Source organism: Solibacillus sp. FSL R5-0691, from assembly GCF_037974225.1.
In the GTDB taxonomy this organism is placed as follows: domain Bacteria; phylum Bacillota; class Bacilli; order Bacillales_A; family Planococcaceae; genus Solibacillus.
Genome location: NZ_CP150231.1, coordinates 2,586,689 through 2,610,000, shown reverse-complemented (window position 1 = coordinate 2,610,000; position 23,312 = coordinate 2,586,689). Strand labels below are relative to the sequence as shown.

The following is a 23,312-nucleotide window of genomic DNA, read 5'->3' as shown; positions in this document are numbered from 1 at the left end:
ACTTTTTGAGTAAACTCAAAAAAATCTGAACGCAATTACGCCAAGGCGAAATTGGTCTAAGTGTTAACTTTTGGTTAAGTTAATAAGGGCGCACGGTGGATGCCTTGGCACTAGGAGTCGATGAAGGACGGCACTAACACCGATATGCCTCGGGGAGCTGTAAGTAAGCTTTGATCCGGGGATTTCCGAATGGGGGAACCCACTATCTTTAATCGGATAGTATCTTCACGTGAATTCATAGCGTGTCGAAGACAGACGCAGAGAACTGAAACATCTAAGTACCTGCAGGAACAGAAAGAAAATTCGATTCCCTGAGTAGCGGCGAGCGAAACGGGAAGAGCCCAAACCAAAGAGCTTGCTCTTTGGGGTTGTAGGACACTCTATACGGAGTTACAAAAGAATGAACTAGACGAAGCGACTTGGAAAGGTCCGCGAAACGAGGTAAAAGCCCTGTAGTCAAAAGTTCATTCCCTCCAGAGTGGATCCTGAGTACGGCGGAACACGTGAAATTCCGTCGGAATCCGGGAGGACCATCTCCCAAGGCTAAATACTACCTAGTGACCGATAGTGAACCAGTACCGTGAGGGAAAGGTGAAAAGCACCCCGGAAGGGGAGTGAAATAGATCCTGAAACCGTGTGCCTACAAGTAGTTAGAGCCCGTTAATGGGTGATAGCGTGCCTTTTGTAGAATGAACCGGCGAGTTACGATTACGTGCGAGGTTAAGTTGAGAAGACGGAGCCGCAGCGAAAGCGAGTCTGAATAGGGCGAATTAGTACGTGGTCGTAGACCCGAAACCAGGTGATCTACCCATGTCCAGGGTGAAGGTGAGGTAACACTCACTGGAGGCCCGAACCCACGCACGTTGAAAAGTGCGGGGATGAGGTGTGGGTAGCGGAGAAATTCCAATCGAACCTGGAGATAGCTGGTTCTCTCCGAAATAGCTTTAGGGCTAGCCTCGTGATTGAGAATACCGGAGGTAGAGCACTGTTTGGACTAGGGGGGCATCTCGCTTTACCGAATTCAGACAAACTCCGAATGCCGGATATTTATACACGGGAGTCAGACTGCGAGTGATAAGATCCGTAGTCAAGAGGGAAACAGCCCAGACCACCAGCTAAGGTCCCCAAGTAATCGTTAAGTGGAAAAGGATGTGGCGTTGCTTAGACAACCAGGATGTTGGCTTAGAAGCAGCCATCATTTAAAGAGTGCGTAATAGCTCACTGGTCGAGTGACGCTGCGCCGAAAATGTATCGGGGCTAAACGATTCACCGAAGCTGTGGATGCATACTTTGAGTATGCGTGGTAGGAGAGCGTTCTAACAGCGTTGAAGTCAGACCGGAAGGACTGGTGGAGCGGTTAGAAGTGAGAATGCCGGTATGAGTAGCGAAACATGGGTGAGAATCCCATGCACCGTATGACTAAGGTTTCCTGAGGAAGGCTCGTCCGCTCAGGGTTAGTCGGGACCTAAGCCGAGGCCGATAGGCGTAGGCGATGGACAACAGGTTGATATTCCTGTACCACCTCCTCACCGTTTGAGAAATGGGGGGACGCAGTAGGATAGGGTAAGCACGCCGTTGGTTGCGCGTGTTCAAGCAGTAAGGCGTGTATGTAGGCAAATCCGCATACTTTAACGTTGAGCTGTGATGACGAGCTCGTATGAGCGAAGTTCCTGATTTCACACTGCCAAGAAAAGCCTCTATCGAGGTGAGAGGTGCCCGTACCGCAAACCGACACAGGTAGTCGAGGAGAGAATCCTAAGGTGTGCGAGAGAACTCTCGTTAAGGAACTCGGCAAAATGACCCCGTAACTTCGGGAGAAGGGGTGCTTCTTTGGGTGCATAGCCTAGAGAAGCCGCAGTGAATAGGCCCAGGCGACTGTTTAGCAAAAACACAGGTCTCTGCAAAACCGTAAGGTGACGTATAGGGGCTGACGCCTGCCCGGTGCTGGAAGGTTAAGAGGAGCGGTTAGCGCAAGCGAAGCTGTGAATTGAAGCCCCAGTAAACGGCGGCCGTAACTATAACGGTCCTAAGGTAGCGAAATTCCTTGTCGGGTAAGTTCCGACCCGCACGAAAGGCGTAACGATCTGGGCACTGTCTCAACGAGAGACTCGGTGAAATTATAGTACCTGTGAAGATGCAGGTTACCCGCGACAGGACGGAAAGACCCCGTGGAGCTTTACTGTAGCCTGATATTGAATTTTGGTACAACTTGTACAGGATAGGTAGGAGCCAGAGATCTCGGAGCGCCAGCTTCGAAGGAGGCGTCGGTGGGATACTACCCTGGTTGTATTGAACTTCTAACCCATGCCCCTTAGCGGGGTAGGAGACAGTGTCAGGCGGACAGTTTGACTGGGGCGGTCGCCTCCTAAAGAGTAACGGAGGCGCCCAAAGGTTCCCTCAGAATGGTTGGAAATCATTCGTAGAGTGTAAAGGCATAAGGGAGCTTGACTGCGAGACCTACAAGTCGAGCAGGGTCGAAAGACGGGCTTAGTGATCCGGTGGTTCCGCATGGAAGGGCCATCGCTCAACGGATAAAAGCTACCCCGGGGATAACAGGCTTATCTCCCCCAAGAGTCCACATCGACGGGGAGGTTTGGCACCTCGATGTCGGCTCATCGCATCCTGGGGCTGTAGTCGGTCCCAAGGGTTGGGCTGTTCGCCCATTAAAGCGGTACGCGAGCTGGGTTCAGAACGTCGTGAGACAGTTCGGTCCCTATCCGTCGTGGGCGTAGGAAATTTGAGAGGAGCTGTCCTTAGTACGAGAGGACCGGGATGGACATACCGCTGGTGTACCAGTTGTCTTGCCAAAGGCATCGCTGGGTAGCTATGTATGGACGGGATAAGTGCTGAAAGCATCTAAGCATGAAGCCCCCCTCAAGATGAGATTTCCCATTACGCAAGTAAGTAAGACCCCTGAAAGACGATCAGGTAGATAGGTTCGAGGTGGAAGTGCGGTGACGCATGCAGCTGACGAATACTAATCGGTCGAGGACTTAACCACATTTTATTGCACAAACTCAATGAAACGTTTATCCAGTTTTGAAAGAATGATCTTTCTAAGGGTTTCAAGACACATTAGTGGGTTGAAACCGATTAAGGAACGTCTACTAAAAGCACCACGTCCTGTGGTAACGTAGACGCCAGCACATCCATGTGCAAGTGAAGTGATGATGGCAAAGAGGTCACACCCGTTCCCATACCGAACACGGAAGTTAAGCTCTTTAGCGCCGATGGTAGTTGGGGGCTTCCCCCTGTCAGAGTAGGACGTCGCTTCGCTAGAATATTGGAGGATTAGCTCAGCTGGGAGAGCACCTGCCTTACAAGCAGGGGGTCGGCGGTTCGAGCCCGTCATCCTCCACCATTTCTAAATGCCGGTGTAGCTCAGTTGGTAGAGCAACTGACTTGTAATCAGTAGGTCGAGGGTTCGACTCCTTTCGCCGGCACCATTTAGAGAGCCATTAGCTCAGTTGGTAGAGCATCTGACTTTTAATCAGAGGGTCGAAGGTTCGAGTCCTTCATGGCTCACCAGTTTATATTTTATACTGCTTAGCGGGTGTGGCGGAATTGGCAGACGCACTAGACTTAGGATCTAGCGCCGCAAGGCGTGGGGGTTCGACTCCCTTCACCCGCACCATTTTAATTTCATATTACTGTCAGAGTAAAAATATCTTAAGCATTTTGCGGAAGTAGTTCAGTGGTAGAACACCACCTTGCCAAGGTGGGGGTCGCGAGTTCGAACCTCGTCTTCCGCTCCAAAAAATGCCGGGGTGGCGGAACTGGCAGACGCACAGGACTTAAAATCCTGCGGTGAGTGATCACCGTGCCGGTTCGATTCCGGCCCTCGGCACCATCTTTACAATAAACAATATGCGCCCGTAGCTCAATTGGATAGAGCGTCTGACTACGGATCAGAAGGTTGTGGGTTCGACTCCTGCCGGGCGCGCCATATTATTTCGGAATGTAGCTCAGCTTGGTAGAGCACTTGGTTTGGGACCAAGGGGTCGTAGGTTCGAATCCTGTCATTCCGACCATCATTTATGGGGCCTTAGCTCAGCTGGGAGAGCGCCTGCCTTGCACGCAGGAGGTCAGCGGTTCGATCCCGCTAGGCTCCACCATAATTTTGTAACCAAAATAAAGATCCTGGCGGTGTAGCTCAGTTGGCTAGAGCACTCGGTTCATACCCGAAAGGTCGTGGGTTCGACTCCCTCTGCCGCCATCTTAAAGGACCTTTAGCTCAGTTGGTTAGAGCAGACGGCTCATAACCGTCCGGTCACAGGTTCGAGTCCTGTAAGGTCCACCAGTTAACGTACTAATAATAATGGAGGTATACCCAAGTCTGGCTGAAGGGATCGGTCTTGAAAACCGACAGGCGGGTAACACCGCGCGGGGGTTCGAATCCCTCTACCTCCTCCATTTTTACAAACTGGGTACTGAAAACAGGTTGAACATCATATTATTGCGGGGTGGAGCAGTGGTAGCTCGTCGGGCTCATAACCCGAAGGTCGCAGGTTCAAGTCCTGCCCCCGCAACCAAATGGTCCCGTGGTGTAGCGGTTAACATGCCTGCCTGTCACGCAGGAGATCGCCGGTTCGATCCCGGTCGGGACCGCCATTTGTGGGTTTGTAGCTCAGTTGGTAGAGCATTAGATTGAAGCTCTAAGTGTCGGCGGTTCGATTCCGTCCAAACCCACCATATGCGGGTGTAGTTTAGTGGTAAAACCTCAGCCTTCCAAGCTGATGTTGTCGGTTCGATTCCGATCACCCGCTCCAGTTTTTAAATAGGGCCTATAGCTCAGCTGGTTAGAGCGCACGCCTGATAAGCGTGAGGTCGATGGTTCGAGTCCATTTAGGCCCACCATATTATTCCGAAGTAGCTCAGTTGGTAGAGCATCCGGCTGTTAACCGGCAGGTCGCAGGTTCGAGTCCTGCCTTCGGAGCCATTTTTCTATTTTTGGGGACATACTCAAGAGGCTGAAGAGGCGCCCCTGCTAAGGGTGTAGGTCGCGTAAGCGGCGCGAGGGTTCAAATCCCTCTGTCTCCGCCATCGGCCCGTTGGTCAAGTGGTTAAGACACCGCCCTTTCACGGCGGTAACACGGGTTCGAATCCCGTACGGGTCATACATAGAAAAGCGGAAAACGCTAAGTACTGTTACATGTACTTAGCGTTTTTTTGTTGCGTCAAAAGCTCTATAAAGATAATAAACAATGCTGCAATACTCAAAGAATTAATAATTTCTTACAAAATATTATGTTATTCAAATTTATAAAAACTAAGTTGAAATATAATTTTCCAATTAACCCACAACAGTTATCTTCTTTAAATGAATTATTTTATTAGTGTAGCTAAAAAAGCATATTTTTTCGATCACTACGTTGAAGGATGCACGATTAAAGGAGAATATGTTAGAAGGCAGGAGCGGAAATGTAGAAGGGATTTTCCAGTTATTAATTACCATAGAAGTAGTTCAGTTAAAGTAAATTAGAGGGGGAATAAACCTACTTATCCCTATAGTATATGAATAGAGGTATTAAATCCCCAATACCATTGTAAAAAGCAATTCAAAAGGTGAATAACAAGGATTTACTACCTAAGTCGTTGAACCCCAAATAAAGCAGCCGTATGCATAAATCCATCTAATGAATATACCCATTTTAAAGCATTTAATTTTGAATAATATTATTATAGAATAACATAGGATATTGAAGAAAATGGAGAATACTATAGAGATAGAGAATATATTGAAAAAACATTAGGATGAAATAATAAAAGATATAGACTAAAAAATAATGGTAAATGTATGGACGTTTCCTTGACAGTTTTAGTTGATAAAATGTATAAATAAGAAGTCGTATATTCTAAAACACTTGATATTTATCAGTAATATTAATAATTATATCAGAATGATTTATAAATATTAAAAACAAGTCTTGATAAAATTAGTCAAACATATTAGAATTTCGTTATACTAAGTAAACGTTTTCATGTGCAACTTCAATGGAATTATGGAAAAAATAGAAAAAAATATATTTTATAAAAATAATTTCAAAAAAGGTATTGCATTATAAAAAAAGTAATGATAATATAAATCTTGTCCTTAAGAGAAAGGACATGCGGTTACAAAAAAGTAACTTGCAAAGACCCATTGGAGGATTAGCTCAGCTGGGAGAGCACCTGCCTTACAAGCAGGGGGTCGGCGGTTCGAGCCCGTCATCCTCCACCATTTCTAAAATGCCGGTGTAGCTCAGTTGGTAGAGCAACTGACTTGTAATCAGTAGGTCGAGGGTTCGACTCCTTTCGCCGGCACCATTTAGAGAGCCATTAGCTCAGTTGGTAGAGCATCTGACTTTTAATCAGAGGGTCGAAGGTTCGAGTCCTTCATGGCTCACCAGTTTATATTTTATACTGCTTAGCGGGTGTGGCGGAATTGGCAGACGCACTAGACTTAGGATCTAGCGCCGCAAGGCGTGGGGGTTCGACTCCCTTCACCCGCACCATTTTAATTTCATATTACTGTCAGAGTAAAAATATCTTAAGCATTTTGCGGAAGTAGTTCAGTGGTAGAACACCACCTTGCCAAGGTGGGGGTCGCGAGTTCGAACCTCGTCTTCCGCTCCAAAAAATGCCGGGGTGGCGGAACTGGCAGACGCACAGGACTTAAAATCCTGCGGTGAGTGATCACCGTGCCGGTTCGATTCCGGCCCTCGGCACCATCTTTACAATAAACAATATGCGCCCGTAGCTCAATTGGATAGAGCGTCTGACTACGGATCAGAAGGTTGTGGGTTCGACTCCTGCCGGGCGCGCCATATTATTTCGGAATGTAGCTCAGCTTGGTAGAGCACTTGGTTTGGGACCAAGGGGTCGTAGGTTCGAATCCTGTCATTCCGACCATCATTTATGGGGCCTTAGCTCAGCTGGGAGAGCGCCTGCCTTGCACGCAGGAGGTCAGCGGTTCGATCCCGCTAGGCTCCACCATAATTTTGTAACCAAAATAAAGATCCTGGCGGTGTAGCTCAGTTGGCTAGAGCACTCGGTTCATACCCGAAAGGTCGTGGGTTCGACTCCCTCTGCCGCCATCTTAAAGGACCTTTAGCTCAGTTGGTTAGAGCAGACGGCTCATAACCGTCCGGTCACAGGTTCGAGTCCTGTAAGGTCCACCAGTTAACGTACTAATAATAATGGAGGTATACCCAAGTCTGGCTGAAGGGATCGGTCTTGAAAACCGACAGGCGGGTAACACCGCGCGGGGGTTCGAATCCCTCTACCTCCTCCATTTTTACAAACTGGGTACTGAAAACAGGTTCAACATCATATTATCGCGGGGTGGAGCAGTGGTAGCTCGTCGGGCTCATAACCCGAAGGTCGCAGGTTCAAGTCCTGCCCCCGCAACCAAATGGTCCCGTGGTGTAGCGGTTAACATGCCTGCCTGTCACGCAGGAGATCGCCGGTTCGATCCCGGTCGGGACCGCCATTTGTGGGTTTGTAGCTCAGTTGGTAGAGCATTAGATTGAAGCTCTAAGTGTCGGCGGTTCGATTCCGTCCAAACCCACCATATGCGGGTGTAGTTTAGTGGTAAAACCTCAGCCTTCCAAGCTGATGTTGTCGGTTCGATTCCGATCACCCGCTCCAGTTTTTAAATAGGGCCTATAGCTCAGCTGGTTAGAGCGCACGCCTGATAAGCGTGAGGTCGATGGTTCGAGTCCATTTAGGCCCACCATATTATTCCGAAGTAGCTCAGTTGGTAGAGCATCCGGCTGTTAACCGGCAGGTCGCAGGTTCGAGTCCTGCCTTCGGAGCCATTTTTTCTATTTTTGGGGACATACTCAAGAGGCTGAAGAGGCGCCCCTGCTAAGGGTGTAGGTCGCGTAAGCGGCGCGAGGGTTCAAATCCCTCTGTCTCCGCCATCGGCCCGTTGGTCAAGTGGTTAAGACACCGCCCTTTCACGGCGGTAACACGGGTTCGAATCCCGTACGGGTCATACATAGAAAAGCGGAAAACGCTAAGTACTGTTACATGTACTTAGCGTTTTTTTGTATAAAAAGGAGAGGTTCCAGTGAACGAATATTTAAAAGTATTTGATCAATATTATAAGCAAACTGGTATTGAACAACGTGATTTCATTCATGCAAACGGTTATTGGCATGAAGTATTTCATTGCTGGATTATTGAGAAAACAGATTGTGAATGGCGCATTTATTTACAGCTGAGAAGTAAAAATAAAAAGGATTATCCAAATCAATTTGATATTACAGCAGCCGGTCATCTACTCGCATCGGAGACGGTTGAAGATGGTGTACGCGAATTAGAGGAAGAAGTAGGGATTAACGTTAGGTTTTCGCAATTAATATCTCTTGGGGTCATTCCGTACAGTATAGACAATGAAAAAATTAAGGATTATGAGTTTGCAAATGTGTTTATATATGAGTTAAGGGGAGGAATTGAGCAGTTCACTCTTCAACGAGAAGAACTGGATGGCATATACTCTGTTGACTTAAATCAATTTATATTGCTTGCGACCAATAAAATAAAGAAAATTGAAGTATCGGGTTATAAATACGTAAATGAAAAACGTCATTATGAAACGAAGCAAATCGGACTGGAACAAATGTCTACACTGCCTGAAAGTTATTTGCTTGAGTTTATCCCGAGGATGAAACAAAAGTTAATTGAAGCAACCTGAAATTTAGGTTAGCTTCTTTTTTATCAAAAAAATTTAATTCACGATTGACCTTCACGTTGCGTCAACCTTTATAGTACTAATTAGGAGGTGATCATGTGCTAATTAATGAACTGGTCAAGCTTTCGGGTGTGAGTGCACGCACACTTCGTTATTACGATGAAATCGGCTTGCTGAGGCCTTCTGCAGTTGCGGAAAATGGTTACCGGCAATACAGCCAAGACGATATTGACCGGTTACAGCAAATACTATTTTACCGGGAGCTTGATTTTAAGTTAGAAGAAATAAAGAAATTGCTCGATCATCCTGATTATAAAGTAAAAGAAGCACTGAAAAAACAATTCGAGCTACTACAAAAGAAAAGACAATATATCGACGACTTACTAATAACGATAGAGCAAACAATCCAAATGATGGAAGGGGAACTTAAGATGACAAATGAACAGAAGTTTGACGTGTTTAAAAACAAATTGATCGAAGAAAATGAAAAGAGCTACGGTCAGGAAATACGTGATAAATACGGTGAAGCTCAAGTGGAAACGAGCAATAAAAAATTCAGGGATATGACAGAAGAACAATATAATGCGATGCAGCAACTGGAACAACAACTATTTGAACGCTTAAAAGAAGCGCTTGTGTCCGGGGATGTAACATCAGACATAGCAATGGAAGCAGCGGAACTTCATAAACGCTGGTTAAGCTTCTCCTGGGCAAAATATACTCCTGAAGCACATATAGGCCTAGCACAGATGTATGTAAGCGATGACCGGTTCACTGCTTACTATGATGAGCGTGTCGCTCCTGGAGCTACACAATTTTTGCATGATGTAATCACTGTTTATGCAGCGAACAAATAAGAAAAGATGTTTTAGAAATCCCCATAAAGGTAATATTTTATTAATGGAAAAAGGGGGATTTAATATGGATATCAATCAATTACAACAATTACGTAGCGTTTTAGAAGAGGAACTTGCGACATTGCAGGAGCATGTTAATGAAGAACCATCTTTAGATGAAACAGAAATAACGGCAGTTGATAATCATCCGGCAGATGCAGCAACTGATTTAACGACAATTGTTACGGAAAAAACATTAAGTGAACTGAAGGAAGACGAAATCGAAAGAATTCAAACAGCTTTAAATGCTATGGATGAGGGCACATACGGTGAATGTATCGTATGTGGAAAAGAGATTCCCTTTGAGCGTTTAGAAGCGGTTCCGACAGCTTTAACATGTATTGATCATGTAGAAGAAGTGGCAGAATAATAAAAGAGGTATGTTGACTGTACAACATACCTCTTTTAGTTTTAAATGAAATATGAAATTAATAGACCTACAGCCAACAAGAAACCGAAAATCGTGTTTGTTTGGGCTGTATATTTCATTGCCGGCATTACTTCCAGCGGTTTTTCTTTTGCTCGGAATAATTTAATCGCTTCAATCGGTTTTTTCACGCTTAATAATACAAGCAGTGCCCATGGTGTCAAATGACCTAGAACGATAAGAACAATGATCCAAATATACGAAACAATAAAGAAACCGGCCAGTACAGTTACTGCGTTATGTCGGCCAACTAAAATGGCCATCGTTTTACGTCCGCCTTCTGTATCTCCAACAATATCCCGGATATTATTTGAAAGCATAATCGCTCCGACTAAAATCATACTCGGCACAGAGATAATTACAGCATCAGCTGTTACATCGCCTGTTTGAATAAAGAAAGCAATCAGAACAATCCCCATACCCATTACTGCCCCTGAAACTAGCTCTCCGAACGGTGAATAAGCAATCGGATACGGTCCGCCAGTATACAGATAGCCGATCAGCATACATACAAGACCGACAGCAACAAGCCACCAGGATGTCATGGCACATATGTAAACGCCTAATAGCATTGCGATACCGTAAAAACTTAGCGCAATAGCCATAATAGTTTTTGGTGCTACACCATGTCGGACGATTGTGCCTCCAATACCGACTGAATTTTCATTATCCAGGCCAAGTTTATAATCATAATATTCATTGAACATATTGGTTGCTGCCTGTATGAGCATACTGGCAATAAGCATTGCAAAAAACAGTCCGAAATGAATTGTTTCATGATTTATAGAAAGTGCCATAGACGTACCTAATAATACAGGTACAAATGAAGCTGTTAATGTGTGGGGACGTGTTAAATGCCACCAAACTTTAAAACCCGTGTCCGCTTCAACGACTTTTGTCATAAAAAAACGCTCCTAACTAAATACAATTATCTAAACTATTGTAATGCAAATAAAACAAATTGAACAGAGTGAAGGGACAATACATGTAACGTTTGCTCGAAAAATGTTATGATAGGAACGTATTATTTACTGCGCGAACGCAAAAAAATAAGCAAATTATATAAAAATTCAGGCACGTATTAAAATAACGCTATACTTGCATCATACTTAGTGAATTTGCAACATGACGGAGGGAATTTTCATGCAACACAAGTGGTACAACGCCACTGAAATAGAAGTAGGCTCAAATTCAAAGCAAATTTTTTATATGGAAACAATTGAAGTAAGCCGATTATCCGCATTGGCATTTTTTGCTGCGGGCGAATCGAAATATAAAGGAAAACGCAACTACTGGCAAAATCGTGAAAAAACCTTCACATTGGTTGGTTTAGGTCATGCCTATACAATCGAAAACAATGCATCTGATGTCCGTTTCGATTTAGTGGAACGTGAATGGAAAAAACTGACGAGTCAAATCATAGAGGAAGATCAGCATCTGCAGCCAATCCTTTTTGGCGGCTTTACTTTTGATCCGCAAAATGAAGTTTCGGCAGAATGGACAAACTTCCCGCAAAGCTATTTTACTGTCGCAACACATCAGTTAGTTATTCGTAATGATAAAGCGTATGTAACAATTAACTATATTACGGATGAGGAAAACAGTGCGAAAACATTTGAAGCACTTCGTAAGGAACGTGATGAACTCATCCATGCAGCACAGGTGAAGGAAGTAAAAACTTATCCGAAACCGAAGATGACAAGCTATATGGAACCTTATAAGCAGGAATATTTAAATTCTATCAATAAAGTGACAAGCCTCATCAAAGCAAACGAAGCGCAAAAGGTTGTTATTGCCCGGTCTTTAGCATTGCAATTTGAGGAAACGATTACATCTCCGCAAATTTTGTCGCATGTCGTACATGAGCAGCCGGAGAGCTATTTGTTTGGCTTGGAGCATGGTGATTTACTGTTTTACGGTGCTTCACCGGAACGTTTAGTGAAGGTGGATAACGGTCGTGCCTATTCTTCATGTGTAGCGGGCTCGATTAAGCGCGGTACAACAGCTGAAGCCGACGAGGAATTAGGGAGAACGTTGCTGAGCGATCTGAAAAATCTTGGAGAGCATCATTATGTTGTGGAGATGATTACGGATACATTTAATAAAAATTGTACGGAAGTAAAAGTTCCGCATGGACCGAAGCTATTGAAAATCCGTGATATTCAGCATTTATATACACCGGTTGAAGGACAGTTAAATGATGATGCAACGATTTTGCAGCTTGTGAAACATTTGCATCCAACACCAGCTTTAGGCGGTGTTCCGCGTGAACAGGCAATGGAAATCATCCGGACATATGAGCCGATGAACCGAGGTCTGTATGCGGCTCCAATCGGCTGGCTGGATGCCGATGGAAATGGCGAGTTTGCAGTAGCAATTCGTTCAGCTGCATTAGTGCAGGATAAAGCGTATTTATATGCAGGCGGAGGCATTGTCGAAGATTCGGAAGCACAATCGGAATATGAAGAGACTCTCGTGAAATTCCGACCAATGCTTCGAGCTTTAGGAGGCCAGTTACATGAATGATCGTGAAGTATTATCCAATTATGTATATACAATAGTATCAGCATTAGTAGCATCTGGTGTAGAGCAGGTTGTCGTAAGTCCCGGTTCCCGTTCTACGCCGCTTGCCTATGCATTTGCGTCAACGAAGGAAATCGAAATGCATCGCCAAGTCGATGAAAGGGCAGCAGCATTTTACGCGCTGGGCCTAGCTAAATCGACTGCAAAACCGGTCGTACTCGTATGTACTTCTGGAACAGCAGCGGCCAATTACTATCCGGCCATTGTCGAAGCAAAATATGCCCGAGTGCCGCTAATTGTATTAACAGCAGACCGTCCGCATGAATTGCGTGAAGTAGGAGCACCTCAAACAATCAACCAAGTACGTTTATATGGGGAAAATGTGAAATGGTCAGCAGAATTTCCGATTCCGGATGAGGCACCGCAAACGCTTCCGTTTATCGAACGCCATACTGTCCGTGCAGTAAATATTGCAACGACAGCACCATTTGGACCGGTCCATTTGAATATTCCGTTCCGTGAACCGTTGATTATCGATTTTGCGGAAACGTTGCCAGCATCAAGCTATATTAAAAGCTATACAAATGAACTTCAGCCTGCCAAGCAAGCGGTAGCTGAACTGACAGAAATCATCGAACAAACAACGAACGGAATTCTGATTGTAGGGGAATTGCCGCTAGGAACGAACACGGAACATTTATGGGATTTTATTCGTGAAGTGAAATGGCCGGTAATGATTGAAAGCTTATCAAATCTGCGCACAGAAATACCGGAAGATTGCCAAATATATGCGATTACTACATATGATGCATTGATGAAAAATGAGCGCTTCAAGCGAAATGTTCGACCACAAACGGTCATTCGTTTCGGAGCACAGCCTGTTTCCAAATTTTTAATGCAGTTTATCGTACAGGCAAAACCGCAAAGCTATATTGTCATTGACGAAGATCCGATGTATAGGGATTCTACTCATATGTCGACACATTTCATTCACGCCTTGCCAGGAGAATGGCTGTCGAATGTGAAGTTAGCGCACTCTCGAGCAGAAATGGCATACGTTCAATTTTGGAAAATGGCAGATTTACTAGCTGCTGATGTCATTGAAAAGTATAGTGAATTTGCCGATGATGAAGGGGCAATGGTACAGGCATTCCTTACAAGTATTGAGGAGGACGCCGACATTTATGTTAGCAGCAGTATGCCGATACGTGACATTGATACATTTTTACTTACACAAAATCGTCCTGTTCAAATTTTCGCAAATCGCGGAGCAAATGGGATCGATGGAGTAACATCTACAGCACTGGGCTTCAGTAATGGCCGAAAAAACCGCAAAACGTATTTATTGATTGGCGATTTGGCATTTTTGCATGATGCCAATGCATTTGTAGCAAGCCGTTATCAAGAGTGCGATTTAACGGTACTTGTCATGAATAATGACGGGGGCGGCATCTTCTCGTATTTACCGCAATCGAAGGTAGATGAGCATTATGAAGATCTTTTCGGTACACCGACTGCATTGACATTCGAACAAATGGCCAAAATGTATGAGCTGGATTACGTAAAAGCAACATCATTGGAACAATTTACGGCTGCATTGTCTGAGGATAAACAAACATCGATTAAACTGATCGAAGCCTTTACTGATCGTGATGAGAATGTGAAGCAGCATCGTCAGCTGTGGGCGCGGATTCATGAGGTGATGGAACAATGGCTCGATTCACTGTAAAAGGGTTGGATGTGCATATTGAACAGTGGAATGAACAGGCAACTCAAACGGTTGTATTGCTTCACGGTTTTACAGGGAGCACAAATACATGGAAAAAGATTGTTTCGCAACTGCCTTCAAACATCCGATGTATTGCAGTTGATCTAATCGGACATGGTAAAACAGCAGCACCGACTACTGTTGAATTTTACTCGATGGCATTTCAAGTGGAACTGCTGCATGAACTGTTTCAACAATTAAAGCTAGATACTTTTACGCTGGTAGGCTATTCAATGGGAGGACGTGTAGCGCTGAGCTATGCGGTTCGTTATCCCTCTGGAATTGAGCATTTGCTTTTGGAAAGTGCTTCCCCAGGACTAGTGGAAGAACAGCAACGTACTACACGAAAACAGGCGGATGATACCCTTGCGGAAAAGATTCTTGCAAATGGGATTGAATCATTCGTAAACAAGTGGGAGAATATCCCGCTGTTTGCTTCTCAAAAAAAACTTCCTGCAGAAGTACAGCAGGAAATCCGTTCAGAGCGCATACAGCAGAGAGAAATCGGGCTTGCAAACAGTCTGCGCGGCATGGGAACGGGTGTAATGCCCGAACTTTGGGGTAAGCTTAATACATTAACAATGCCTGTAACACTCGTTACCGGTCAGCTTGACGAAAAATTCGTGCAATTAAACAATGAAATGCAAAAGCATATCGAAAAAGCAAATCATCTTACTATTCCAGCAGTTGGCCACGCAATTCATGTGGAAAATCCGACAAAGTTTGCTACAATAGTAAAGGAAACGATTTCATAACCGAATTAGGAGGCAATATATATGACAAAGCAACGTCTATGGACATCTTTACATACTTACGAAGATATTAAGTATGAATACTATAACGGAATCGCAAAAATTACGATTAACCGTCCAGAAGTTCGCAACGCATTCCGTCCAAAAACAACAGCGGAAATGATCGATGCTTTCACACGTGCTCGTGATGATGAGCGTGTTGGTGTAATTATTTTAACAGGTGAAGGCGAGCATGCATTCTGCTCAGGCGGCGACCAAAAAGTACGCGGTCATGGCGGCTATGTAGGCGATGACCAGATTCCTCGTCTAAACGTTTTAGACTTACAAACTTTAATCCGTAAAATTCCGAAACCGGTTGTAGCGATGGTAGCAGGTTATGCAATCGGCGGCGGCCATGTACTGCACGTAGTATGTGACTTAACAATAGCTGCAGAAAATGCACGTTTCGGCCAAACAGGTCCTAAAGTCGGTTCATTCGATGCTGGTTACGGTTCAGGTTACCTAGCACGTATCGTAGGACATAAAAAAGCTCGTGAAATCTGGTACTTATGCCGTCAGTACGATGCGCAGCAAGCACTTGAAATGGGCTTAGTAAACACAGTTGTACCATATGAGCAGTTAGAAGATGAAACAGTAAAATGGTGTGAAGAGATGCTTGAAATGTCTCCAACAGCATTACGTTTCTTAAAAGCTGCCATGAACGCAGACACAGACGGTTTAGCTGGTATCCAACAGCTTGCTGGTGATGCGACACTTCTTTACTACACTACTGATGAAGCAAAAGAAGGCCGCGATGCATTCAAAGAGAAACGTAAACCAGACTTCGGTCAATTCCCACGTTTCCCTTGATTTGTTCGTTATACTTTTCAAAAGGGATGTCCGAAAACTTTGGACATCCCTTTTCTTTACGATAGGAGGAAAAAGGGATGCAGCCAAACTGGATAAAGCAACGCGCCTATTTAACACCGAATCGAGTTGCACTGAGCTTTCTTGATGAGCAATGGACGTTTAAAGAGCTTTATTTAAAGTCTGTCAGCTTAGCCTATAAATTAAATACACTTCGTTTAACAAGTGGAAAGCGGGTAGCAATTTTAGCACCGTCTACACCGCCTTTAATCGAACTGCTCTATGGATGTATGCAGGCACAATGCGAGATGGTGCTGCTAAATGGAAGACTTGCAAAACAGGAGCTTGCGTATCAAGTTGAAGATGCAGAAGTGGATGCGATATTAGTAGCCGATGAAGAGCTTGCCAAACTTCCTGATGATGCCCGGATCATACCATTTTCCAAGCTCTATGAGACAACAGAATCGAAATATGAGATTGCTGCACAGTGGGATGAGAACTTTGCACTGACAATCATGTATACATCTGGAACAACAGGATTTCCGAAAGGTGTTTGCCAAACGGTTTCAAACCATAGTTCCAGCGCAGTCAGCTCGGCATTGAACTTAGGCATTTCAGAGAACGATACATGGCTTTGTACTGTTCCGATTTTTCATATAAGTGGTTTTTCGATTGTCGTCCGTTCATTGCTATATGGGATGAAAATACGTTTATATGAAAAATTCGATGCCAAAAAGTGTGCTCAGGAAATTATGGAAGGTACTGTTACGAAAATGTCGGTCGTTTCGGTCATCCTTGAAAACATACTTTCCGAAATGGAGCAGGCTGGTCAAAAAGCGCATCCGCATTTTACTACCGCTTTAGCAGGTGGTGGTCCGGTTCCTGTCGATTATTTAAAGCGTGCTGAAAAACTGGAGTTACGTGTTGCCCAAACTTACGGGATGACGGAAACATCTTCGCAAACCGCAACATTGGCAAACGAGGATGCGATGACACATATCGGATCTGCCGGCAAGCCGCTGTTCTTTAATGAAATAAAAATTGATGCAAAAGACGGGGAATCCATAGGTGAAATTTTAATCCGCGGACCTCATGTAACACCGAAGTATATCGGCCGATTTAAAGACAAACCGACCACTACTAATGGCTGGCTCCATACAGGGGATGTCGGATATTTAGATGAACAAGGTTATTTATATGTCGTCGATCGCCGCAGTGACTTGATTATTTCAGGTGGCGAAAATATTTATCCGGCTGAAATTGAAAACATACTTCTCGGACATCCGAATGTAAAAGAGGCGGGTGTTTGTGGAATGGAGCATGATAAATGGGGGCAAGTTCCTGTTGCTTTTATTGTTGCCAAAAAACAAATGACAGAACAAGAAATCATCGACTTCTGTACAGAGCATTTAGCAAATTATAAAGTCCCGAAACAAGTTCACTTTGTTACCCATTTACCTCGAAGCGGCTCCAATAAGCTTTTGCGAAGAAAACTGATGCAGCTGCTGGAAGAGTGATAAAGAAATGAAAAGGTCCAAGCATACATTGAATGCTTGGACCTTTTTGTATGATTAATGGCTTAAAGCTTGTTTGAGAACATCCATATTTTTACGCATTAATGTAAAGTAGTCTTCATTGTTTTGGATATCTTCTTTTGTTAAAACACTTAAATTATGCAATGTTAATGTTTCTGCATTTACTTCTTTTTGAATAATTTCCGTTAATTTAGATGAAACATTTTGCTCAAAGAAAATATATTGGATATCTTCTTTATTTGCTAAATCAACAATTGTCGTTAATTCCTTTTGCGAAGGTTCACTTTGTGAGTTAAGACCAGCGACAGGAACTTGATTGAAACCGTAATGTCCCGCAATATAGCCGAATGCTGCATGCGATACAAAGAATGTTTTATTCGTCGTAGCGGCAGCCATCTCTTCAAAGTCTGAATGTAATGCTGCAAGCTCTGTTACTAATTGCTCGTAGTTTGAATTAAAAGTTGCTTCATGTTCCGGTAATGCATCGACAAGTTCATCTTTAATCGTTAATGCCAACTGCTGTGAAATGACCGGGGATAACCATACATGGGCATCATGTTCTTCATGTGCATGCTCTTCTCCGTCATCATGTCCGTGGTCATCATGTTCCTCATGCTCGGCATGTGTATGACCTGTTGAAATATGAAGCTGATCTTCCGTTACATCAGCAGCAGTAGCAACTAATTTTACATCTTCATTTGCCAAAGTTTTTTGCGCATTTTCAACAAAACCTTCGAGTCCAAGACCGATGTAGAAAAACAAATCCGCATCTGCTAATGCCATCATGTCTTTTTGGGTTGGTTCAAATGAATGTTCATTTGCACCTGCTGGATAAATAGAAGAGACATCAACATACTCTCCACCGATTTGCTCTGTGAAGTACTGCAATGGATAAACGGTAGTATAAACCGAAAGGGCATCTCCATTTTGCTGTGATTCGTTTTTATCTTTTTTAGTATCCTCTGCATTACAAGCAGCTAATAATAAAATTAGCGTAAACATCGAAATGATTGAAAACCATTTTTTCATTATAAGTAAATCTCCTTAAATAGTAATAATTACGATTTGTATTTTTGAACATTTTCAATCATACAGGATTCAATAAAAAAAAACAATATAAAAAGCCTTCGAAAATTACTTTTTTTTCGAAGGCCATTTTTCAGGTACTGGATCGAATCCACCTGGGTGAAGCGGTTGACATTTTAGTATTCGAATAACGGTCATGATCGATCCTTTTATTGCACCATGCTTTTGAATTGCTTCAATCCCATAGTGTGAACATGTCGGATGGAACCGGCAGGAAGGCGGCGACATGGGCGAAATATATTTTTGATAAAGACGAATGAATCCGATAAATAGTTTTTTCATTGCTGTTTGTGCTCTCCATTTTTATAAGTCCGGATTGGTTTGGCATCAACGGTTTGTTTTAATGATACGCTGTTTTTCCGGGCAAGTAAAATAATAGAGAATGCGAATATTCCCATAATCGTTACGATCACTATCAATACAATAGGTAAGCTCATGTTTTTCACCTCGCTCTCTTCCATTTTACAGGAAAAAAACAGGGTATGTGTGAATAATGGTTGAACTAAATGTTTTAAGAAGTGATAGAACGGATATAATACAACCATGATACATTTCTAAAAATAATAGAAATAGTAAAATATCAGGATTAAAATTTCGCTTAGAAATTTTAAAAATAATTTATGAGGTGAAGGACAATGGCAAAGAAACAATTAAACACACAATTAAATGATTTAGTAGCAACATGGTCGGTAATGTATACGAAGTTACATAACTATCACTGGTATGTAAACGGACCATCATTCTTTACATTACACGTAAAATTTGAAGAACTTTACAACGAAGTAACACTTAACTTAGATGAAATCGCAGAACGTATTTTAACAAAGGGCGGTAAACCTGTTGCCACATTAAAGGAACATTTAGATCTTTCTTTAATTGAAGAAGCATCAGGCAAAGAAGAAACAGAAGAAATGGTAGCTATCTTAATTAAAGACTTCAATACAATTATGGATGCTTTAAATAAGGCAATGGAAACAGCTTCTGAAGAAGGCGATGACCGCACAGAGGATTTACTGAATGCTCAATTCCAAAGCCTTGAGAAACATACATGGATGTTAAATGCTTATTTAGGCAAATAATATCAGAAAAACGACTCCAAACTCGGAGTCGTTTTTTTGTTGAATTCAGCGGTCTTTGCGATACGGTATGACTGTGCGTTTCCTTACGATGTATAAATGCGATTATTGCCGTCCACCTTAACTATGAGGTGAGAATAATGGGAAAAAATAATGTTTATGTATCCGTTGCCAATTTAACATGCAATCTGCATCCGGGGTCATCCTATGAATTTGTACTGAAAATGGAGCCGTTCAAAGCGCGTGTATTTATGAAGCTGTTCAATCAGATGCAGGAACTGGAGGCGTCAAATGCATTCCGGGCCCATATGCCGTTTATTCCATATCATTTGGACAGATTAAATCATGAGATCGACCACCGTCTGAAAAAAGTCTATGCGCTGATACATGAATTCGGTGATGAGGAAACGAAAAAATTCGTTGAGCAACTGCCTTACTTTACTCGTTAAATAGGCGATTTGATTGAACGGGTGACATCTGTTCGTTACACTATATAGTAGGAGTTGAGCGAAAAGATGTTTACATTTATCGATGAAAATAATTTACAAGTTGATTTAAGATTTGATGAAGGTCCATTCGAAGTTGAACCGAAGCATGTATTGGCGCTCGTACAATATAAGGGGAAATGGTTATGCACGATTCATCACCGTAGAGGTGTTGAGTTTCCAGGTGGCAAGCAGGAACCCGGCGAGACGTTGTACGAAGCGGCTGTCCGAGAGGTTTACGAAGAAGCAAATGTAGTCATAGAAGATGTAAAGTGGTTTGCCTACTACATTGTGCATGATGAGGTTCCGTTTTGCAAAGCGGTCTTTACTGCTAAAGTAAAGGCCATCGAACCTTTTACAGGAGACCATGAAACGGAAGGCATGTTATGGCTGACAGAAGAGGAGCTGTGGCAGCAGCCAAAATTGAGTTTCTATATGCGGGATGCAGGAATGAAAAAGATGTTGCAGGAAGTGAAAAATCATGAACGACAATGGTAAGATTTTTTCGATACGCAATTACCCGTCACCAAATCCTCATATCCGGTTAGATGAAATCACGTATTGGTCACAAGGACTGCGTGTAAAAGGATTACTGGCGCGTCCTATAGCCTCTGGTACATATGAAGCGCTTTTATATTTGCGCGGGGGACTTCAATCGATTGGCATGGTCAGACCTGCACGTATCGCCCAATTTGCGATGCAGGGCTTCGTTGTATTTGCCCCGTATTACCGCGGAAATCGCGGAGGGGAAGGGAAGGACGAATTTGCCGGGGATGACCGTTATGATGCGGTAAACGGCATAGAAGTACTGAAGCAATTTATTCAGGTGGATAAAGTGAATTTATATGGTTTTTCCCGCGGCGGGTTAATGGTATTGTGGACAGCAATTTTACGTAAAGATATTAAATCGCTCGTAACATGGGCAGGAGTATCAGATGCGACCGCAACATATTGGGAGCGTGTGGATATGCGGCGCGGATTGAAAAGAATCGTTGGCGGTACGCCAAATAAAGTACCGGAAAACTATGATGACCGTACACCATTATTTGAAATCGAAAAACTTCAAACCCCCGTCCTCATTATTCACGGTACAGAAGATCAGCATGTTGATATCGAGCATGCCTATAAATTGGAGCAATATTTAAAAAGGGAAGGGAAATCTGTTGAGACATGGTACTCATCCGGATTAAAGCATCACTATCCCCCAAACCTGAACCGAGACACTGTGAAAAATTTATGTGACTGGATGAAACGTCAATAGATACACAACAAAAAAGGGCAGGGACATAAGTAGAATTATTGTTAAAAAAGAGGAAAGCCTTTATTAAGAAACGGATATATTGCAAAATTGATTGGAATGGAGGGCGACTCCTGCGGGAATAGCGTGACGCCTGAGACTACAGGCTCAGGCCACGCCCGCGGAAAGCGTCCCGGAATGGAAATCAATTTTAACGCTCAGCAAAAAAACGCTATTTTTCTCAGAGAAAAATAGCGTTTTTGGGGTTATGTCCAAGTCTCTTTCAGTTGAATAAACATAGCTGATTAGTAAATTATACTAATGGACCGCCTTTTAGGACGATTTCTTCATCAACATTCTCGAATTTCTTGAAGTTGTTTTTGAACAGTTCAGCAAGTTCAGAAGCTTTTTTGTCGTATGCCACTTTGTCTGCCCATGCATCACGAGGATTTAATACATTTGTTGGTACACCTTCAATTTCTACTGGGATGTTTAATCCGAAGACAGCATCTTTTGTAGTGTCAACATTGTTTAATTTACCTTCGATTGCAGCGCGAACCATTTTACGTGTATATGAAAGCTTCATACGGCTACCTACACCGTATTCGCCACCAGTCCAACCAGTGTTTACTAAGAATACTTGTGAACCGTGCTCATCAATTTTCTTACCTAATTGCTCAGCATAAACTGTAGCAGCAAGCGGTAGGAATGGAGAACCGAAGCATGTAGAGAATACTGGTTCCGGCTCTGTTACACCGCGCTCTGTTCCGGCAAGTTTAGAAGTGAAACCGCTTAGGAAGTGATACATTGCCTGCTCTTTCGTTAATTTAGAGATAGGAGGTAAAACACCGAATGCATCGGCTGTTAAGAAGACGATTGTATTCGGATGACCTGCTACTGATGGCAATACAATATTGTCGATAAAGTCGATTGGGTAAGCAACACGTGTGTTTTCTGTTAAAGAACCGTCTGCATAGTCGCATTCACGTGATTCAGGGTCTACTGCCACGTTTTCCAATACTGAACCAAAGCGGATCGCATTGTAGATTTCCGGCTCATTTTCAGCAGAGAGGTTGATTGTTTTTGCGTAGCAACCACCTTCAATGTTGAATACACCGTTGTCAGACCAGCCGTGCTCATCATCACCGATTAATTTGCGGTCTTTGTCAGCTGATAACGTAGTTTTCCCTGTACCAGATAAACCGAAGAATAATGCTACATCGCCTTCTTCTCCAACGTTGGCAGAGCAGTGCATTGGGAAAATACCTTGTTCAGGTAATAAGTAGTTCATAATACCGAAGATTGACTTCTTCATTTCACCTGCGTACTCAGTTCCGCCGATTAAGATGATTTTCTTTTCAATAGATGTTATAATAAATGTTTCCGATCCAGTACCGTCTACTTCCGGATCTGCTTTGAAGTTTGGCGCAGATACGATTGTAAACTCGGCAACGTGTTTAGCCAATTCGTCTGCTGTTGGGCGGATGAATAATTGATGACAGAATAGGTTATGCCAAGCATATTCATTAATTACTTTAATAGATAATTGAGAATCTTTGTCTGCACCGGCAAAACCGTTGAATACATATAACTCGTCGCGTTCTTTTAAGTAATTTAAAACTTTTACATAAAGTTTATCAAATACTTCTGCTGAGATCGGACGGTTGACTTTACCCCAATCGATTTTGTCTTTTGAGATTTCTTCTTCTACTATATATTTATCTTTAGGAGAGCGGCCAGTATATTTGCCTGTTTCAGCGCGTAAAGCACCCTCAACAGTTAGCGTTGCTTCTCCGCGTGATGTCGCTTTTTCAATTAATTGCGGAACAGATAATTGAGTTTTGATGTTTTCCCCGTTTAAAAGTTCTTTCAGCTCGTTAGCAATTTCTACCGAATTCATCTATTAAATACCATCCTTTTTTATAGTATTCCCTTATAGAGGGGAGTTGATTCCTAATTCAAAAATAGTATAACACATTAAGTGAAATAATCTATACTAATTGC

The 23,312-nt window shown here is 43.2% G+C and carries 17 protein-coding genes, 40 tRNA genes and 2 rRNA genes; 54 read left to right on the top strand and 5 right to left on the bottom strand.

Annotated elements, in window-relative coordinates; all coding sequences use genetic code 11:
- Positions 1 to 72: 72 nt before the first annotated feature.
- The 45 genes from MKY51_RS13205 (at position 73) to MKY51_RS12985 (ending at position 9,943) form a co-directional block, all read left to right on the top strand.
- Positions 73 to 3,001, top strand: a 23S ribosomal RNA gene (locus tag MKY51_RS13205).
- 159 nt (positions 3,002 to 3,160) lie between these two features.
- A 5S ribosomal RNA gene (gene rrf, locus MKY51_RS13200) occupies positions 3,161 to 3,276 on the top strand.
- Positions 3,277 to 3,285: 9 nt separating this feature from the next.
- Positions 3,286 to 3,361 (top strand) — tRNA-Val (locus MKY51_RS13195).
- A gap of 9 nt (positions 3,362 to 3,370) precedes the next feature.
- Positions 3,371 to 3,446: transfer RNA gene (locus MKY51_RS13190), tRNA-Thr, on the top strand.
- A gap of 6 nt (positions 3,447 to 3,452) precedes the next feature.
- Positions 3,453 to 3,528 (top strand) — tRNA-Lys (locus tag MKY51_RS13185).
- Positions 3,529 to 3,549: 21 nt separating this feature from the next.
- A tRNA-Leu gene (locus tag MKY51_RS13180) sits at positions 3,550 to 3,634 on the top strand.
- A gap of 46 nt (positions 3,635 to 3,680) precedes the next feature.
- A tRNA-Gly gene (locus tag MKY51_RS13175) sits at positions 3,681 to 3,755 on the top strand.
- A gap of 6 nt (positions 3,756 to 3,761) precedes the next feature.
- Positions 3,762 to 3,850, top strand: a tRNA-Leu gene (locus MKY51_RS13170).
- A 19-nt stretch (positions 3,851 to 3,869) separates the two neighbouring features.
- Positions 3,870 to 3,946: transfer RNA gene (locus MKY51_RS13165), tRNA-Arg, on the top strand.
- An 8-nt stretch (positions 3,947 to 3,954) separates the two neighbouring features.
- Positions 3,955 to 4,031: transfer RNA gene (locus tag MKY51_RS13160), tRNA-Pro, on the top strand.
- Positions 4,032 to 4,039: 8 nt separating this feature from the next.
- A tRNA-Ala gene (locus MKY51_RS13155) sits at positions 4,040 to 4,115 on the top strand.
- A gap of 27 nt (positions 4,116 to 4,142) precedes the next feature.
- Positions 4,143 to 4,216: transfer RNA gene (locus MKY51_RS13150), tRNA-Met, on the top strand.
- Between the two features lie 7 nt (positions 4,217 to 4,223).
- Positions 4,224 to 4,300, top strand: a tRNA-Ile gene (locus MKY51_RS13145).
- A 20-nt stretch (positions 4,301 to 4,320) separates the two neighbouring features.
- Positions 4,321 to 4,413 (top strand) — tRNA-Ser (locus MKY51_RS13140).
- Between the two features lie 44 nt (positions 4,414 to 4,457).
- Positions 4,458 to 4,532, top strand: a tRNA-Met gene (locus tag MKY51_RS13135).
- Between the two features lie 3 nt (positions 4,533 to 4,535).
- Positions 4,536 to 4,611: transfer RNA gene (locus MKY51_RS13130), tRNA-Asp, on the top strand.
- 5 nt (positions 4,612 to 4,616) lie between these two features.
- A tRNA-Phe gene (locus MKY51_RS13125) sits at positions 4,617 to 4,692 on the top strand.
- Between the two features lie 3 nt (positions 4,693 to 4,695).
- Positions 4,696 to 4,769: transfer RNA gene (locus tag MKY51_RS13120), tRNA-Gly, on the top strand.
- Between the two features lie 11 nt (positions 4,770 to 4,780).
- A tRNA-Ile gene (locus MKY51_RS13115) sits at positions 4,781 to 4,857 on the top strand.
- 6 nt (positions 4,858 to 4,863) lie between these two features.
- Positions 4,864 to 4,939, top strand: a tRNA-Asn gene (locus MKY51_RS13110).
- A 13-nt stretch (positions 4,940 to 4,952) separates the two neighbouring features.
- Positions 4,953 to 5,043 (top strand) — tRNA-Ser (locus tag MKY51_RS13105).
- A 2-nt stretch (positions 5,044 to 5,045) separates the two neighbouring features.
- Positions 5,046 to 5,117, top strand: a tRNA-Glu gene (locus tag MKY51_RS13100).
- Positions 5,118 to 6,144: 1,027 nt separating this feature from the next.
- Positions 6,145 to 6,220: transfer RNA gene (locus MKY51_RS13095), tRNA-Val, on the top strand.
- A 10-nt stretch (positions 6,221 to 6,230) separates the two neighbouring features.
- Positions 6,231 to 6,306, top strand: a tRNA-Thr gene (locus MKY51_RS13090).
- Between the two features lie 6 nt (positions 6,307 to 6,312).
- Positions 6,313 to 6,388: transfer RNA gene (locus MKY51_RS13085), tRNA-Lys, on the top strand.
- Between the two features lie 21 nt (positions 6,389 to 6,409).
- Positions 6,410 to 6,494, top strand: a tRNA-Leu gene (locus MKY51_RS13080).
- A 46-nt stretch (positions 6,495 to 6,540) separates the two neighbouring features.
- Positions 6,541 to 6,615 (top strand) — tRNA-Gly (locus tag MKY51_RS13075).
- Positions 6,616 to 6,621: 6 nt separating this feature from the next.
- A tRNA-Leu gene (locus tag MKY51_RS13070) sits at positions 6,622 to 6,710 on the top strand.
- 19 nt (positions 6,711 to 6,729) lie between these two features.
- A tRNA-Arg gene (locus MKY51_RS13065) sits at positions 6,730 to 6,806 on the top strand.
- An 8-nt stretch (positions 6,807 to 6,814) separates the two neighbouring features.
- Positions 6,815 to 6,891: transfer RNA gene (locus tag MKY51_RS13060), tRNA-Pro, on the top strand.
- Positions 6,892 to 6,899: 8 nt separating this feature from the next.
- Positions 6,900 to 6,975, top strand: a tRNA-Ala gene (locus tag MKY51_RS13055).
- A gap of 27 nt (positions 6,976 to 7,002) precedes the next feature.
- Positions 7,003 to 7,076 (top strand) — tRNA-Met (locus tag MKY51_RS13050).
- A gap of 7 nt (positions 7,077 to 7,083) precedes the next feature.
- Positions 7,084 to 7,160 (top strand) — tRNA-Ile (locus MKY51_RS13045).
- A 20-nt stretch (positions 7,161 to 7,180) separates the two neighbouring features.
- Positions 7,181 to 7,273, top strand: a tRNA-Ser gene (locus MKY51_RS13040).
- Positions 7,274 to 7,317: 44 nt separating this feature from the next.
- A tRNA-Met gene (locus MKY51_RS13035) sits at positions 7,318 to 7,392 on the top strand.
- 3 nt (positions 7,393 to 7,395) lie between these two features.
- Positions 7,396 to 7,471: transfer RNA gene (locus MKY51_RS13030), tRNA-Asp, on the top strand.
- A gap of 5 nt (positions 7,472 to 7,476) precedes the next feature.
- A tRNA-Phe gene (locus MKY51_RS13025) sits at positions 7,477 to 7,552 on the top strand.
- A 3-nt stretch (positions 7,553 to 7,555) separates the two neighbouring features.
- A tRNA-Gly gene (locus MKY51_RS13020) sits at positions 7,556 to 7,629 on the top strand.
- Between the two features lie 11 nt (positions 7,630 to 7,640).
- A tRNA-Ile gene (locus MKY51_RS13015) sits at positions 7,641 to 7,717 on the top strand.
- Positions 7,718 to 7,723: 6 nt separating this feature from the next.
- Positions 7,724 to 7,799: transfer RNA gene (locus MKY51_RS13010), tRNA-Asn, on the top strand.
- Between the two features lie 14 nt (positions 7,800 to 7,813).
- A tRNA-Ser gene (locus MKY51_RS13005) sits at positions 7,814 to 7,904 on the top strand.
- A 2-nt stretch (positions 7,905 to 7,906) separates the two neighbouring features.
- A tRNA-Glu gene (locus tag MKY51_RS13000) sits at positions 7,907 to 7,978 on the top strand.
- Between the two features lie 75 nt (positions 7,979 to 8,053).
- Positions 8,054 to 8,680 carry an NUDIX domain-containing protein gene (locus MKY51_RS12995; RefSeq protein ID WP_339172766.1) on the top strand — a complete coding sequence of 209 codons (627 nt, stop codon included), beginning with the start codon at positions 8,054 to 8,056 and terminating at the stop codon, positions 8,678 to 8,680.
- 95 nt (positions 8,681 to 8,775) lie between these two features.
- Positions 8,776 to 9,534, top strand: a complete 759-nt coding sequence (locus MKY51_RS12990; RefSeq protein ID WP_339172764.1) for a MerR family transcriptional regulator — start codon at positions 8,776 to 8,778, stop codon at positions 9,532 to 9,534.
- A gap of 64 nt (positions 9,535 to 9,598) precedes the next feature.
- Positions 9,599 to 9,943: a TraR/DksA C4-type zinc finger protein gene (locus tag MKY51_RS12985; RefSeq protein ID WP_339172760.1), complete on the top strand. Its 345-nt coding sequence runs from the start codon at positions 9,599 to 9,601 to the stop codon at positions 9,941 to 9,943.
- 41 nt (positions 9,944 to 9,984) lie between these two features.
- Here the strand turns inward: MKY51_RS12985 and MKY51_RS12980 are convergent, their stop codons facing one another.
- Positions 9,985 to 10,902, bottom strand: a complete 918-nt coding sequence (locus MKY51_RS12980; protein WP_339172758.1) for a 1,4-dihydroxy-2-naphthoate polyprenyltransferase — start codon at positions 10,900 to 10,902, stop codon at positions 9,985 to 9,987.
- A 241-nt stretch (positions 10,903 to 11,143) separates the two neighbouring features.
- Between MKY51_RS12980 and MKY51_RS12975 the strand changes: the two genes are divergently transcribed.
- From MKY51_RS12975 to MKY51_RS12955, 5 genes are all read left to right on the top strand, one after another.
- Positions 11,144 to 12,526, top strand: coding sequence for an isochorismate synthase (locus MKY51_RS12975; protein WP_339172756.1), 1,383 nt, complete (start codon positions 11,144 to 11,146; stop codon positions 12,524 to 12,526).
- Positions 12,519 to 14,252, top strand: a complete 1,734-nt coding sequence (gene menD / locus MKY51_RS12970) for a 2-succinyl-5-enolpyruvyl-6-hydroxy-3-cyclohexene-1-carboxylic-acid synthase (RefSeq protein WP_339172754.1) — start codon at positions 12,519 to 12,521, stop codon at positions 14,250 to 14,252. The genes MKY51_RS12975 and menD overlap by 8 nt, the downstream gene beginning before the upstream one ends.
- A complete protein-coding gene (gene menH, locus MKY51_RS12965; RefSeq protein ID WP_339172752.1) occupies positions 14,234 to 15,046 on the top strand; it encodes a 2-succinyl-6-hydroxy-2,4-cyclohexadiene-1-carboxylate synthase in 813 nt (270 codons plus the stop codon). Before menD ends, menH begins: the two co-directional genes overlap by 19 nt.
- A 21-nt stretch (positions 15,047 to 15,067) precedes the next feature.
- A complete protein-coding gene (menB, locus tag MKY51_RS12960; protein ID WP_008408141.1) occupies positions 15,068 to 15,892 on the top strand; it encodes a 1,4-dihydroxy-2-naphthoyl-CoA synthase in 825 nt (274 codons plus the stop codon).
- Between the two features lie 77 nt (positions 15,893 to 15,969).
- Entirely contained in the window at positions 15,970 to 17,406 is a 1,437-nt protein-coding gene (locus MKY51_RS12955; RefSeq protein WP_339172749.1) for an o-succinylbenzoate--CoA ligase, read from the top strand.
- 54 nt (positions 17,407 to 17,460) lie between these two features.
- Here MKY51_RS12955 and MKY51_RS12950 read toward each other — a convergent pair whose 3' ends face one another.
- The 3 genes from MKY51_RS12950 to MKY51_RS12940 form a co-directional block, all read right to left on the bottom strand.
- A complete protein-coding gene (locus MKY51_RS12950; RefSeq protein WP_339172746.1) occupies positions 17,461 to 18,453 on the bottom strand; it encodes a zinc ABC transporter substrate-binding protein in 993 nt (330 codons plus the stop codon).
- 105 nt (positions 18,454 to 18,558) lie between these two features.
- Positions 18,559 to 18,792, bottom strand: a complete 234-nt coding sequence (gene yidD / locus MKY51_RS12945; protein WP_339172744.1) for a membrane protein insertion efficiency factor YidD — start codon at positions 18,790 to 18,792, stop codon at positions 18,559 to 18,561.
- Complete coding sequence (locus MKY51_RS12940; RefSeq protein ID WP_339172741.1) at positions 18,789 to 18,947, bottom strand: hypothetical protein; 159 nt, start codon at positions 18,945 to 18,947, stop codon at positions 18,789 to 18,791. Before MKY51_RS12940 ends, yidD begins: the two co-directional genes overlap by 4 nt.
- Before the next feature lie 198 nt (positions 18,948 to 19,145).
- Between MKY51_RS12940 and MKY51_RS12935 the strand changes: the two genes are divergently transcribed.
- From MKY51_RS12935 to MKY51_RS12920, 4 genes are all read left to right on the top strand, one after another.
- The gene (locus MKY51_RS12935; protein WP_339172738.1) at positions 19,146 to 19,589 is read left to right on the top strand and encodes a DNA starvation/stationary phase protection protein; all 444 of its coding nucleotides are present in this window, start codon (positions 19,146 to 19,148) and stop codon (positions 19,587 to 19,589) included.
- 137 nt (positions 19,590 to 19,726) lie between these two features.
- Positions 19,727 to 20,035, top strand: coding sequence for a transposase (locus MKY51_RS12930; protein WP_339172737.1), 309 nt, complete (start codon positions 19,727 to 19,729; stop codon positions 20,033 to 20,035).
- 66 nt (positions 20,036 to 20,101) lie between these two features.
- The gene (locus MKY51_RS12925; protein ID WP_339172736.1) at positions 20,102 to 20,569 is read left to right on the top strand and encodes an NUDIX domain-containing protein; all 468 of its coding nucleotides are present in this window, start codon (positions 20,102 to 20,104) and stop codon (positions 20,567 to 20,569) included.
- Positions 20,553 to 21,332 (top strand): prolyl oligopeptidase family serine peptidase, encoded by a 780-nt coding sequence (locus tag MKY51_RS12920; RefSeq protein ID WP_339172733.1) that lies wholly within the window; start codon positions 20,553 to 20,555, stop codon positions 21,330 to 21,332. Before MKY51_RS12925 ends, MKY51_RS12920 begins: the two co-directional genes overlap by 17 nt.
- 289 nt (positions 21,333 to 21,621) lie before the next feature.
- On the opposite strand, the gene pckA is transcribed toward MKY51_RS12920, so the two are convergent.
- Positions 21,622 to 23,208: a phosphoenolpyruvate carboxykinase (ATP) gene (gene pckA / locus MKY51_RS12915; RefSeq protein WP_339172732.1), complete on the bottom strand. Its 1,587-nt coding sequence runs from the start codon at positions 23,206 to 23,208 to the stop codon at positions 21,622 to 21,624.
- Positions 23,209 to 23,312 lie beyond the last annotated feature (104 nt).